The sequence below is a fragment of the Clostridium sp. DFI.1.208 genome (assembly GCF_024463855.1).
Lineage (GTDB): Bacteria > Bacillota_I > Bacilli_A > Erysipelotrichales > Erysipelotrichaceae > Clostridium_AQ.
This window is the reverse complement of sequence record NZ_JANGCA010000016.1, coordinates 51,857-65,278: the sequence shown is the minus strand read 5'-3', so window position 1 is coordinate 65,278 and position 13,422 is coordinate 51,857. Positions and strand designations below refer to the sequence as shown.

The 13,422-nt window shown below is 42.9% G+C and carries 13 protein-coding genes; 7 read left to right on the top strand and 6 right to left on the bottom strand.

Annotated features, from left to right (window positions below; genetic code table 11):
• The first annotated feature begins 8 nt into the window (after window positions 1-8).
• Window positions 9-896, top strand: coding sequence for a 4-hydroxy-tetrahydrodipicolinate synthase (gene dapA, locus NE665_RS10190; RefSeq protein ID WP_117441835.1), 888 nt, complete (start codon window positions 9-11; stop codon window positions 894-896).
• Window positions 897-1,242: 346 nt separating this feature from the next.
• Window positions 1,243-1,989 carry an HAD family hydrolase gene (locus tag NE665_RS10185; protein ID WP_233104579.1) on the top strand — a complete coding sequence of 249 codons (747 nt, stop codon included), beginning with the start codon at window positions 1,243-1,245 and terminating at the stop codon, window positions 1,987-1,989.
• Window positions 1,990-2,113: 124 nt separating this feature from the next.
• On the opposite strand, the gene NE665_RS10180 is transcribed toward NE665_RS10185, so the two are convergent.
• On the bottom strand, window positions 2,114-3,574 hold the full coding sequence (locus tag NE665_RS10180) for a sodium-dependent transporter (RefSeq protein WP_117441834.1): 1,461 nt from the start codon (window positions 3,572-3,574) through the stop codon (window positions 2,114-2,116).
• A 543-nt stretch (window positions 3,575-4,117) separates the two neighbouring features.
• Here NE665_RS10180 and NE665_RS10175 point away from each other — a divergent pair.
• Together NE665_RS10175 and metK are read left to right on the top strand one after the other, a co-directional pair.
• Window positions 4,118-4,279 (top strand): hypothetical protein, encoded by a 162-nt coding sequence (locus NE665_RS10175; RefSeq protein WP_009588313.1) that lies wholly within the window; start codon window positions 4,118-4,120, stop codon window positions 4,277-4,279.
• A gap of 242 nt (window positions 4,280-4,521) precedes the next feature.
• Window positions 4,522-5,619: a methionine adenosyltransferase gene (gene metK / locus NE665_RS10170; RefSeq protein WP_117441832.1), complete on the top strand. Its 1,098-nt coding sequence runs from the start codon at window positions 4,522-4,524 to the stop codon at window positions 5,617-5,619.
• A gap of 135 nt (window positions 5,620-5,754) precedes the next feature.
• Here metK and iadA read toward each other — a convergent pair whose 3' ends face one another.
• Both iadA and NE665_RS10160 read right to left on the bottom strand, forming a co-directional pair.
• Entirely contained in the window at window positions 5,755-6,882 is a 1,128-nt protein-coding gene (gene iadA / locus NE665_RS10165; RefSeq protein ID WP_117441831.1) for a beta-aspartyl-peptidase, read from the bottom strand.
• An 11-nt stretch (window positions 6,883-6,893) separates the two neighbouring features.
• Window positions 6,894-7,838, bottom strand: coding sequence for an AEC family transporter (locus tag NE665_RS10160; RefSeq protein ID WP_117441830.1), 945 nt, complete (start codon window positions 7,836-7,838; stop codon window positions 6,894-6,896).
• A 138-nt stretch (window positions 7,839-7,976) separates the two neighbouring features.
• Between NE665_RS10160 and NE665_RS10155 the strand changes: the two genes are divergently transcribed.
• Together NE665_RS10155 and NE665_RS10150 are read left to right on the top strand one after the other, a co-directional pair.
• Window positions 7,977-8,441 (top strand): hypothetical protein, encoded by a 465-nt coding sequence (locus NE665_RS10155; RefSeq protein ID WP_117441829.1) that lies wholly within the window; start codon window positions 7,977-7,979, stop codon window positions 8,439-8,441.
• Window positions 8,428-9,426, top strand: a complete 999-nt coding sequence (locus tag NE665_RS10150; protein WP_117441828.1) for a D-2-hydroxyacid dehydrogenase — start codon at window positions 8,428-8,430, stop codon at window positions 9,424-9,426. Before NE665_RS10155 ends, NE665_RS10150 begins: the two co-directional genes overlap by 14 nt.
• A 175-nt stretch (window positions 9,427-9,601) precedes the next feature.
• On the opposite strand, the gene NE665_RS10145 is transcribed toward NE665_RS10150, so the two are convergent.
• The gene (locus NE665_RS10145) at window positions 9,602-10,375 is read right to left on the bottom strand and encodes a sulfite exporter TauE/SafE family protein (protein WP_347285925.1); all 774 of its coding nucleotides are present in this window, start codon (window positions 10,373-10,375) and stop codon (window positions 9,602-9,604) included.
• Window positions 10,376-10,508: 133 nt separating this feature from the next.
• Window positions 10,509-10,763 carry a PD-(D/E)XK nuclease family transposase gene (locus NE665_RS10140; RefSeq protein ID WP_256302538.1) on the bottom strand — a complete coding sequence of 85 codons (255 nt, stop codon included), beginning with the start codon at window positions 10,761-10,763 and terminating at the stop codon, window positions 10,509-10,511.
• 178 nt (window positions 10,764-10,941) lie between these two features.
• Here NE665_RS10140 and NE665_RS10135 point away from each other — a divergent pair, with 178 nt between their 5' ends.
• Window positions 10,942-11,538: an RDD family protein gene (locus NE665_RS10135; protein ID WP_117441826.1), complete on the top strand. Its 597-nt coding sequence runs from the start codon at window positions 10,942-10,944 to the stop codon at window positions 11,536-11,538.
• 149 nt (window positions 11,539-11,687) lie between these two features.
• Here NE665_RS10135 and NE665_RS10130 read toward each other — a convergent pair whose 3' ends face one another.
• On the bottom strand, window positions 11,688-13,313 hold the full coding sequence (locus NE665_RS10130; RefSeq protein ID WP_178760090.1) for a GGDEF domain-containing protein: 1,626 nt from the start codon (window positions 13,311-13,313) through the stop codon (window positions 11,688-11,690).
• Window positions 13,314-13,422 lie beyond the last annotated feature (109 nt).

The window sequence follows — 13,422 nt, the reverse complement described above, 5'->3', positions numbered from 1 at the left end:
CAAATTATATGTTTGACGGTATCATCACACCAATCGTAACACCGTTTCATCGTGATGCGGAACAAAGCATCAACTATGAGGCGACACAGCAGCTGATCGACCACCTAATCGCAAAGGGGGTAAAGGGAATCTTCATTCTCGGAAGCAACGGGGAGTTTCATGTGATCGAGGAAGCGGAAAAAATAGAATTTGCCGAAAAGGTAATCCAAATGGTAGACCACCGTGTTCCGGTATATGTAGGGACAGGGGCGTGCAGCACAAAGGAAACCATCCGTCTGTCAAAGAAGATGGAGGAGCTGGGAGCAGATGCACTGAGTGTCATCACACCGTATTTTCTGACACCGACTGCGGAAGAGCTGGTACAGCATTTCACAGCGGTTGCGGAAAGTGTCAGCATTCCGATCATTCTTTACAACATTCCAAAGGCGACAGGCTGCAATTTGAGCGCAGAGGTCGTGGGACGTCTGGCGGAGGTAAAGAACATCCGCGGTATCAAGGACAGCAGTGGAAAGGAAGAAAATCTGAAGGCGTATGCAGAAATTGCGAAGCGTGATGATTTCGATCTGCTGATCGGTTCGGATTCCAAAATCAGCTATGGCTATGCAGTAGGGGCAAGCGGTGCAGTGGCAGGAACCTCCAATGTAATAACGGAGGTGCTGGTGGAGCTGGACAAGGCACTGCGAAATGGAGAAATAGAAAAAGCAGAGAAATTGCAGAAGGACATCGATGTACTGCGCGGCGTATTGAAGCTGGGAACGGTACCGGTTGTCATGAAGCGTGCGGCAGAGCTTGCGGGAATCGCAGAAATCGGGCCGGCAAGGAAGCCGGTGCTGGAATGCAGTGCGCAGGATGATGAAAAAATAAAAGAGATGCTGCGGCATTACCATCTATTATAGAAAGGGACCTGTATCCTTGTGATATTAAAAAAGATAGGAATTCAAGCTATTGTGTATATCAATAGAATTTGAATTCCTAATCATTTGCTTTAGGCTATGCATAAATAATTTGATAACTGCCTATACATGAGTAAACATATAGGATTTGAAAAAATGCTGACTCCCAGCATTTTTTTAGCTGCTTAATTATGCAAAGTCTGTTGGCTTTCATTTGTTATGATCCTTAAAATACTCTATTTCCTGCTTCATATCCTTTGTAAAGCTATTTAACAGCATACAGGTATTTTCTTTATTGACAGCTGAACACTTTCCTCTTAAAATGAAGCAGATGAAGGGTTGTGATATTATGAAGGCATTGGCAAGTGATTTCGATGGAACACTGTATCTGCACGATGCAGTAGAAAGCTATCGGGAAGAGGATATAGCAGGAATCAAACAGCTGCAGAAGCAGGGGTGTCTGTTTGGTCTGTGCACAGGACGGCCATTATGGGGCATTACGGCATTTCTTTCCGAACGCCTGCATCCTGATTTTTATATCGTTAGCAGCGGGGCAATGATACTGGACAAAGATCAAAGGATACTGTTTGAATGCTGTCTTTCACTGGAAACCGCAAAGCAGCTGAGTATGCTTGAGGAGGATGTGGAAAGTATCGCCATTCAGGCTGGTGGTAATATCTATGCATATAAGAAAGCAAGAGCATTTACAGATATTCCGGTCATTCAACAAATAGAGGAAATAAAGGATCAGAATATCCATGGATTGTCCTTTCGCATGGTAGATGAGGAGGCCGCGGCTCGCTTATGCCGCTCTATGGAAGAACAGCTTCCCAATACCTGTGCGGTATTTCAGAATCAGAATTTTGTTGATGTGGTACCTTACGGCTGTTCTAAGGGAAAGGCGCTCTTAAAGCTGAAAAAGCTCATGAATCTGCACAGCTGCTTTGGCATCGGAGATTCCTATAACGATATTCCTATGCTGCAGGATGCGGATGTATCCTTTACCTTCAAGTCTTCTCCACAGAAGGTAAGAGAAGCTGCTGATCATCTGGTGGATTCTGTAGGTGAAGCGATTCGTTCCTATATGTTAAGGTGATACGATTATAATATTTTTATTATGCCGTTCTCTTGCGGATAACCAAAAAAGGCTCCTGTATGATTGATGAGGAGCCTCTATTTCATATATCGTTTTTTCTTATGCTTTGTTTCTGAGAGTGGTCTTATTTGTTATTTGCTCTTTTCTTTCTCCATGCCTGCAAAGGGACATAAATCATGAGAAGCAGCAGAACGAGTGGAATCAATATATTCCATGGCTTTGCGAATTTCTCGATGTAGCCCTGAAAGAAAATATAAATAACTACAACAGGCAGTATGTATGAAACATAAAAGCGTGCCCATACAGGAAATTTAAAGCCTGTACCACTGTTTGCCTCATCCGTAAAGCTCTTCCATCCCCAACCATAGCGGAAGGTACAAAACAGCAGATACATGAGAGAACCCAGCGGCAGCATATTATTGGATACAATGAAATCCTCCAGATCCTGTATGGTACTTCCATCTCCAAGCGGTTCTATAAAGGAAAGAAGATTGAAGCCGAATACACAAGGGAGTGATAAAAGCAGGATCAGGATAAAGTTTACACGAACAGCTTTTTTTCTGGACCAGCCGCTGTCCATTGCGAAGGCTACAATATTTTCAAATACTGCAATGATGGTCGTGATTGCCGCAAAGGACATGAATAGAAAGAATAGAAAGCCCCATAATCTTCCTTGTGACATCGCATTGAAAACATTTGGTAATGTGACAAACACCAGACCAGGACCACTGTCCGCTGCAACGTTGAAGGAGAAGCAGGAAGGAAATATAATCAGTCCGGCGATAAAGGCCACACAGGTATCCAGAATGCATACATTCAGACTTTCTCCCAGCAAAGAGCGATCTTTTCCAATATAGCTGCCAAAGATAGCAAGGGCACCAATGCCAAGACTCAGCGTAAAAAATGCCTGCCCCATGGCTGCGAAAATAGCATCCCATAAGCCATTTGCCATCATTTTCTGAAAATCCGGAATCAGATAGAATTTTAAGCCTTCTACTGCGTTTGGCAGGGTAACTGCACGAATCACAAGAACCAGCATGACGATAAACAGACAGGACATCATGTATTTTGACATCTTTTCCACGCCGTTTTGCAGTCCTCTGCTACAGATAAAGAAGCCGATCACAGTAATCGCAATCATCCAGAACAGGTTTTGTCCGGGACTGGCAAGCATATCGGAAAATGTCTGTCCTACCTGTTCCGGCCGTAGACCCTCAAAGGTTCCGGTTGCCATTTTTAAACAGTAATTGATCATCCATCCTCCGACTGTTGTATAAAACATCATCAGCAGATAGTTGCCCCCCATACAGACATACTTTATAAGATGCCACTTGGTTCCTTCCGGTTCCAATAAATCGAAGGACTTCGCTGCGGAGCGCTGAGAAGCACGTCCGACGGAGAATTCCATAACCATAATAGGCAATCCCAGCAGTACCAGGAAAACCAGATAGAGCAGTACAAAGGCTGCTCCTCCATATTGGCCTGTAATGTATGGAAAACGCCATACATTCCCCAGACCGACTGCACATCCAGCGGATATCAGAATAAATCCGAGTCTGGATGATAGTTTTTCTCTTGATTTCATATACTTTCTACACACCTTTCCTGTACATTTTATAAGCTGACATTAGGAAAGTCAATGTAAAAAAGAAAGGATTTTCATTTCCTTACATAAATTCTATAGCTGCGTAATTTGGACTCTGCACAAGAAACAAACAAAGCTCCCCCATGTTCCTCTGATCATTTCACATAAAGCTTAACCCATCCTTCATGACAGCTTCACGAGGTATTCACATAAAAGGTGTAAGATACAGGTACAGACAAAGATATGTCTGTTTGCTAATAGATGGCAGCAGTTCTTGTTTCCTCATCCTGATAAATAGCTTTTTCATTGCTGTTGCCCTTTCTCTTTCAAGAAAATCTCTGCCTTTCCCACAGGGATTTTCTCTTTTTATATAATGAATCATCACTTTTTTTAAATTGTTGCGTTGATTTTTTAGCTATCTTGTTGGTAAGGTAACAATTATTCATATCAAATTAACGAAAAATTGGTGTAATTATCAATTTTGTGTTATGATATAGGAGAGCTATCATGGGGAGATGCTCAATATTCAATGGGAGGGTGGGCATGACTGTAACAGATAACGAAATTTATCGTATAATTGTTGATATCATGGATATACAGAATGAACCTGAGAATATATTTGAGTTGGATAACTGGATCCGACAGATTGGTCTTCAGGAAGTATATAAGAAAATCATACAGATTTATTCCATCAATCTTATGTAGAGATTTCCAATGCGGAATCTCTTTTTACTATTGCAATGCTTTTTATATTGTGGTTTAATATAGATGCCTTTTTATCAAGAGTTGGGGTAGAGAGTTAGCTCGCTTGATCCCACACCAACCTGTATGACGCATCATATAAGGTGGTACTGCTAACAGCGATAAGAGAACAATCACATAACGATTTGCCTTCTCTCACGCTAGGGAAGGCATTTTTCAGGATAGAAGCAAAGGAGATTTGAGAAATGAAGGATTATATTTTTACATCAGAAAGTATTACAGAGGGGCATCCGGATAAAATCTGTGACCGTATCGCAGATAGTATTCTGGATGAAGCTCTTCGTCAGGACCCTGCCAGTAAAATGGCGGTGGAGGCAACCATCAAGGATGATTTTGTACTTGTTTATGGCGAGGCTAATACCAAGGCTGTGCTGGAGTATGCGAAAATCGCAAAAGAGGTTATTCGGGAAATCGGCTATACGGAAGAGTATGAGGTGTTGGTGAAGGTACGCGAGCAGTCTCAGGAAATCAATCAGGCTGTTGTACAGGATGATGGAGAAATCGGTGCAGGAGATCAGGGAATCATGTTCGGATATGCATGTGATGATACAGATAACTATATGCCAGCTGCTATTGAATATGCACACAAGCTGGCAAAGCGCCTGAGTGATGTACGTCGTGGGAATGCTCTGCTGCTTCCGGATGGAAAGACACAGGTGAGCGTGGAATATGAAAATGATAAAATCAAGAGAATTGATACGATTGTTGTTTCCACACAGCATGTGGCGAAGGCTTCACAGCAGCAGATTGCTGACATCGTCATGAAGGATGTCATAACCCCTGTCATCCCGGATGAGCTGCTGGATGAGGATACCATTTATCTGATCAATCCAAGTGGCAGCTTTGTCATGGGTGGTTCCTTTGGAGACAGTGGTACAACGGGAAGGAAAATCGTTGTAGACAGCTACGGTGGCATGGGAAGAATCGGTGGAGGCTGCTTCTCCAGTAAAGACCCTTCCAAGGTTGACCGCAGTGCAGCATATTACTGCCGCTATGTTGCTAAGAATATCGTGGCACATCAGCTGGCCAGCAAATGTGAGGTACAGGTTGCATATGCTATCGGTAAGGTGAAGCCGGTATCCATTATGGTGGATACCTTTGGAACAGGAAATAAAAGTGATGAGGAGATACTCGATATCATTCGCAGCAATTTCAGCTTTGAGGTAAAGGATATCATTGAGGAACTGGATCTATGCCGTCCGATTTACAAGGAAACATCCTGCTATGGGCATTTTGGCAGAGAGGAATTCAGCTGGGAGAAAATTATAGATTTAAAGTATTAAAGGCAAAGCGTTATTTGTGAAAGTGAAAAATTCATAGAAAAAAAGGTATCGAAAGATATACGGTATGGAGCCTACCGTTATGTCCTTGCGGATACCTTTTTGCTGTATATCGGACTTATATCAATGACAGTACCTTTATTCAAAGGTTCCTCTCTTCAAAAGCTTTTGCTTTCTCATTAACCAGCTCCCATTCGCCATTACATCATGAAGCTGCCAATCTTCATCAAACAGCAAAAGATCGGCATCTCCTCCAACACAGATGCACCCCTTTGCAGGGTATAAGCCAAGCGCACGGGCTGGATTCGCTGTTGCGAAGGAAATGCAGTCGGTAATTGAAAAGTCCTGTTTCCGCAGCATTTCCTGCACATTTTGCAGGAGAACAGAAACATTGGAGACACCGATTGCAGTCAGATTTCCGTTTTCATCGTAATTTGACCAGCTCCCCTGCCCGTCAGAGCTTACGGTGATTCGTTCATAATCCTTTGGGTTTGCCTGCTTAATCCAGGAAGCACATCCTCCCTGCTCATCACAGGTTATATCTATGGTACCGCCCATATATAATAGCTGCAGGGCTTTTTGGAACAGCTGTTCATTTCTTGTGACATGGGTCGGGTGAAACATGGTACATGGCAGTCCGGTGTTTTTCACGGCTTTCATGACATAGGCAAGGTCGTCAGCTTCATCCCCCATATGCAATGTCATACAACCCGGCTTTCCTGCGAGCATGCCAGCTGTCCTGACATCACTGGCAAGTCTGAAAAATTCCTCCAGTGATAGATGAGAGCTTCGATGATCGCTTAATGCAAGCTTCAAACCAAGAATTTCGTCTATAAACAGGATATCTTTTTTTACTGAGCCTGTAATTGTCGCACTCGGATAAGCGTAGGAGCCTGTCATAGCATAGGCGGAAATTCCTTCACTTTTAAGCGCTTTGACTTTGGCAATCAAATCCTCTACACTGCGTGTCACACCGTCAGTCCCAAGTAAACCAACCACCGTAGTGATGCCTGCCTGTATGAGTGCAGATAACTGAATTTCCGGAGTCCGTGTCGCAAAGCCGCCTTCTCCGCCTCCTCCGCTTACATGGACATGGCGATCAATCAATCCCGGTGTCAACCGTTTTCCACAGCCATCGGTAATGTCCATATAGGGAGCTGGCTCGATGTGAGGCGCGATGTGGGCGATGTGCCCTTCTGCTATAAGAATATCCTGTATCCCCAGATCCTTTGGTGCATAAATATGTACGTGTTTCACCAGTTGCATAGCGTTTCCTCCTATAGAGCTTGCAAGCTTTTTAATATATACAGCCACATCGTCAATGTAAATGCACTGCCAAGTGTGGTCATCATGACAACACTGCTAGATAGCGTTCCCTCATGCCCCATATTCCGAGCCATAATATAACAGCTTACTGTCGTGGCAGAGCCAAGCATGACCAGAATCGCCACCAGCTTATCATTCACAAAGCCAAGAGAAATTGCGATCGGCAGAAAGATTGCGACAAACAGAATCAGCTTCATGAAGGTGCAGATCAGAGCGGGCTTTCGTTTGGCATAGAGATCGTGAAATTCAAAGGAACCTCCCATCGCCATCAACCCAAGCGGTGTCGCAAGGGCTCCCAGATTATGCAGTGACTTCTGCAGTATGACGGGCTGCGGGATTCTTAGCAGGGACCAAAGCATACCGGCACCGATTCCCAGAATGATCGGATTGCGCAGAATATCCTTAACCGTTTGCAGGATAAGCTCTTTATGCAACACTTCTCGCTTTGGCTTCATCATCGACAACACAATAACAGCGATAATATTATAGAGAGGAACAGTCGCAACAATCATAAGTGGAGCCATTCCTGCATTTCCATAAATATTTTGAATAAAGGCGATGCCCAGAATCGCAGCACTGCTGCGATAGCTTGCCTGTACAAATTCTCCCTGAATACTTCGATCCTTTAATCGATAGGAAACGGCGATTGAAAAGAGAATGGAGAGCAGTGTTGCCAGAAAGCAGAAGACGACAAAGGATGTATCCCATGCTTTTCTAAGGTCTGTTGTGCTGATGTCCTCAAACAGAAGAACAGGCAGCGCTGCAACAAATACAAACTTGTTCATTTTAGAAAGGAAGGCTGCGTCAAACAGGTGTATCCTTTTAAAGAAGTAACCAAAAATCATTGTTATGAATACCGGAATCGTGGCATTCAGACAAAATATTAAATTTTCCATACGATATCCCTCAGCTTTCTATTATACATCTAATTTTTAAAAAGGGAACGCAATATTTTATAAGGAGGAGTATTTAGATTGTGATATACTGTAGGTAAGCGTATAGGAAAAGAGCGAAAAGAGAAATGAGGGCTGATTATGTATATGAATGAAGAGCTGATTCAGGAAAAGCTGGAGGAAATGAATGCGACAAAGATACAGAAGCTGGATTCACAGATGTATCTGGTTAATTTTGATTTGAAGGAGGATATGCGAATCTCCTATGTATTCAATATTACACGAGAGGGTAAATATTTTCTGCAGAGGATGCGCCCTTATTCCATGGTTCATGGCAAGTTTTCCAATGAATATGAGGTTCTGTCCTTCATCAAGCATGATGTTGAGAAGTTTCAAAATGCTGCTAACAGTACAAATTTCATAAAGTTTCTGGAGATTTCCAACAAGGGGCTGCAGCTGACGGAGGAAATTGAAAACGCCTTTTTGAATTATAATGTAGACGGAGAGATTCTGGATGAGCTGAATGAAAGAATGGAAGAGGTTTTTGATCAGATTTATTTGCTTTCCGATATTTCAAGAAGAGTACTGCTGCATGAAGATGAGTAGGGAAAAGCTGCATCTGCTTGAGCTTTCCGGCTTTGAACGGGAACAGCTTGCCCGAATACCGGACAGCTATATTGTGACATGCTCAAATGCGAAGTGTGTGAGTGCCGCTATGGTAAAAGAGGCGGATGTCATCATTGGCAGAGTACCGAAAGAGCTTTTAGGAAATGCGCAGAGACTGCGTTTACTGCAGCTGGATTGTGCGGGTAGTGAGCAGTATACAGCTGATGGATTGCTTCCGAAGGATTGTCAGCTATGCAATGCTTCCGGAAGCTTTGGAATGGCAATCAGCGAATATCTGATTTGCACAATATTGATGCTGATGCGGAATATGAATCTGTATATCCGTAATCAGGAGCAGGCGTACTGGCATATGGAAGGGCCGGTGCAGTCGATTTACGGCTCTACGATTTTGATTGCGGGAACCGGTGACTTAGGACAGGAATTTGCGAAAAGAGTGAAAGCAATGGGCGCGTATACAATAGGAATACGCCGACGGGTGCAGGAGCGAGTTCCTTATTTCGATGAGCTGCATACGATGGAAGAGCTGTGTACGCTGCTTCCGCGTGCTGATGTGGTGGTGCTGGCACTTCCGAGTACAGAAAAGACCCGTGGATGCTTTGGAAGTGAACAGCTTGCCTGTATGAAGACAACGGCAATTCTTGTCAATGTGGGAAGAGGGGATGCTTTGAGTTGTGATGAACTTCTGCAGGCTATACAGCAGAAGCAGCTTTCAGGAGCTGTTCTGGATGTATGCGACAGGGAGCCCCTTGCAAAGGAGCATCCGCTCTGGAAACAGCCAAATGTCATTATCACACCTCATATTTCCGGTACCTTTCAGCTGAAGGAATCCTTTTATCGCTTTACAGAAATTGCACTTTATAATTTGCAGGCATTTCTGGAACATAAAGAACTAAAGAATGTCGTTGATCGAAAGCTGGGATACCGTGTGCATACCGTCAATTATGTAAACAAGGAAATTGAATAACGTATGCTGTATTTCACCGTATATCATAAGGGAAGTATGTAGAAACGCACTTTCCGTTTCTCTATACAAATACGTTTACAGCAAAAGGGAAAACAGGTCTATGATCACAATAGACACATGTCTTCCCTTTTTATTTTTTGCAGAGCTGCATATTACCAATCCATTCTATAAAAGATTACAAATAATTGACAGCCAGAATGGCAATGCCTAATACCGTAAGTACAACACCGGTTGCCCGATTCAGTGTTTTGGCACTGGCCTTGTTGGCAAATCTAGCTGCTATTCTCGCCCAAAGAAGTGTAGAGGCGATGCAGAGAATCAAAGCGGTTATATCGGGCATACCACCGATGGTAAAGTGGCTAACAGCACCGGTAAATGCGGTAAAGGTCATAATAAATACGCTGGTACCGACTGCTGTTTTTAATTCATAGCCAAGTACGCTGGTCAAAATCAGCAGCATCATCATACCGCCGCCTGCACCGATAAAACCGCAGATGAAGCCAACCATCGCGCCGGACACCATGGATTGCATAAGTCTTTTCTTCGGATTGGTATGCTCCATACTACTTTTTGTTGTCATGACCGGACGCACGATGAATTTGATACCAAGCAGCAGCGTCATAAAGGTGGAGAAGCCACCCATTGCTGTTCCCGGAACCAGACTGGATATATAGCTTCCAACAAGTGTGAAGAGAAGAACAAATATCATCATTACAATGCCGTTGCGGATATCCAGATTGCCGTGCTTGCCGTATGTATAAGCGGAAACAGCGCTGGCCAGCACATCACTCGCCAGAGCAATCCCCACAGCCATATAGGGTTCCATGTCCAAGAATGTAATCAGCATCGGGGATATTACCGCCGCGGCGCTCATTCCTGCAAAGCCGGTGCCAAGACCTGCACCGATACCGGCGATGAAGCAGATAACAAAGGTATATAGCATAAACATAACTCCTTTTTTGTTCATAATGTATGAATATTATTATACTCCTGCATATAAGGGGATGCAAATATTTTTACATGAATCATAAACGCATTTGCGATGTCATGGATGACCGGTAGATGGATGAAGGTTCTTCTGATCAGTGGATATGCACTCTCCGCTTACCCTGTTCATTACGCATTTTATAGTGATTGATCAGATTTTTATTATTCCAAGCATATTTTTCAATGAAAATAACCTGGTATACAGGCTTCAAATCCCTGTATTTCTCACTGCTTTTCAGCTGAATGTTCAATGCTCTGACTCCGTAAAATTCAAAACGCATCATTTCCGCAATTCCTGCATACGTGGTCTGCATCTCGAGATTATAGAAACGTCCTGCCTCATCCTTCACGTGGACATCGTAATTTTGTATTTCATCAAAGCGTGTTATTCATATTAGTAATATTGTGTATCAAAGAGGAATCATATTTATATATAAAAATACTTGGAATGCGCTTTCATGTGTGTTATACTATGGTTGTCAAGTGGTATAGACCACTAAAAACCAATACGTAAAGGAGATTTGGCATATGGAAGATACAGTAAAGCTGAAATGGTATTTTCGACTATTTTCAAAACTAGACAATGAAGCATGTAACGTAGACATGACAAATCGAGCTGTAGCATGGCTGATTGACTGGGTGGCAGGCTCTATGATTACTGCTTTTCCAACTGTCATTTTATATATGGCTCTGACCAAAACACAGGAGGTTAATCAGAATCTGTTGATTTTTGATCAGCCTTATGGCTGGGTGGCAGGTATACTCAGTCTGCTGTTTTGCATTGCATACTATGTGATTTACCCTTATCGCCATAATGGCCAGACATGTGGAAAGAAATTCATGGATATGAAAATCGTTAAGCGGGATGGCAGCGATGTCGATTTGAAGTCCTTGTGCATACGGCAGATCCTTGGCTGTATCATTCTGGAAGGCTGTCTGATTCCAGGAGGAAGCTATGTCTGTCAGCTCCTGTCGTTGGCTGCAGGATATGATTTAACACTGGTTCTTGGAGTAGCAAGTGGTGTTATCTGTTTCCTGTCCATTTATATCGCTATGAAAAAGAAATCGAGACGAATGATTCATGACTATCTGGCGGATACCAAGGTAGTTGCGGTTGAGAAATAAACCACAATATATAAGAAACAGACATGCCTGCTATCTGTCCTTTTACATAAGACAGCGAATAGTCAATGTCTGTTTTTTGTTAATGAAAGATAGATCCATATGAATACATAATTCCATTATGAAAAAATCCCCCCCAAAGGGGATTTTTCTCATTCTCTGCTCTTTCTCTTATCCTCATACATGGCATGATCCGCTGACTCCAGCAGCTCCTCAATACCTTTATTATGCCGAATATTGCTGGCATATCCTTTGGCAATAGATAGAGGATAGGCAGCATTCTTATTATACTCCTTCAACTGCTGTTCCAATAACGTATATACAGCCTGTGCGGAGGTGTATGTTCTTTCGCTGATGACTAGAAATTCATCGCCACCGATCCGGTACAGCTGGCCGATATCGGAAAAAACACTGTGCAGGATATCCGCTGCATCCTTGATAATACTGTCACCGGCTTGATGTCCATAGGTGTCATTCGTATACTTCAGGTTATTGATATCGAACATGAATACAGTAAGAGAGACTGCACTTCCACTGTCGGCAAGCTTTTCGCAATCCTGTTCAAACGCTGAGCGATTGCGTGTTTTTGTCATAGTATCCGTATAGGCAAGCTGGCGATAAAACTGTATTTGTTCCTGTTCCTGTGACAGGAGATAAATCTTGTGAAAGGAAAAGCAGCTCAGCATGACAATAAACAGTAGAAGCCCGATGCGGAAGAAAATATTATAGTCACTCATCGGATGAAGGTAAAAGGCAATTAGTGCTGCTGTGGAGAACAGGGCAAGGATAAAGAAGGATAGCAGGATATTGCGGGAATAGTCTGTCTTATACAGGCGTACCTCACGAATCAATGTAAACAGCAGGGCAGCGATACTGATAATCATCAGGAAGTGGGTAATTGGCAGCATTTGTACGAAATCCAGAATGCCTGCTTGGTACAGAATACATTGCACAATGGTGTTTCCCAGCAGCAAAAGCTGAAGTAAAGTCAACGAAGGGCGCCGTAGCTTTAATGCGTCATTTATAAAGACCAGAAGCGGAATCGGCATAAGCATAAAGCTGCAGAAGGATAATAAAACGATACGCAGGCTGTCACTCACATACAGCTGTAATACCGGGGAGTCTGTAAGCAGCCACAGTGCAGTGAGAAAAATAAAGCCCACAAGTGCATACAGGGATGTTTTAGACAACCAGAAGCTGCGGTTTTTCAACCATATGATCAGAAAAACAAGAATGACATCAAGCAGTAGCAGCAGGATTACCGTGAGAACGATTCCGGCATTCTTCTGCAATACATAAAAAGAGAAAGAGGATGCGGAAACCAGCATGGGATATTCTATATCAGAGGTTAGATTTGAATAATTATTTTTGAAGTTCAGAAGCAGCTCTTTGTCACTGTCCTTGGGTGTAAGCGGCACCCGTATATATACATTGCCAAGCAAGGTGGTATCATCCTGACGGTAACCATAATCCAGACGAACATCCTGATCTATACAAACTTGTACACCACGATAATTATTTCTGATAACAAGCATGGTATCCTTCGCAATTACCGGCAGGGTTCTTTTTCTGCTAAAGGTTTTATCCCGGAAATCTGCATTCACTACAGCCTTACCATCTTTGGCCTTCCAGCTGTTGTTTAGGACCTCAATATCTTTGGGTTGCGAAACTATAACAGCAGCCTGTGGTGTTGTCTTTGGAAAAATGACAGATACTACCATACAGAAGCCGATAATCCACAGACATGCATAAAGATACAGCATTCTCTTTCCGGTCATTCTTCCACATCCTTCCTATCCAGATAATTTTAACATACTTTTTAATTACATTATATTTTTTGTTGAATTCTCATATAAAAAATCATTATACATTGACACCTTTTGTTAA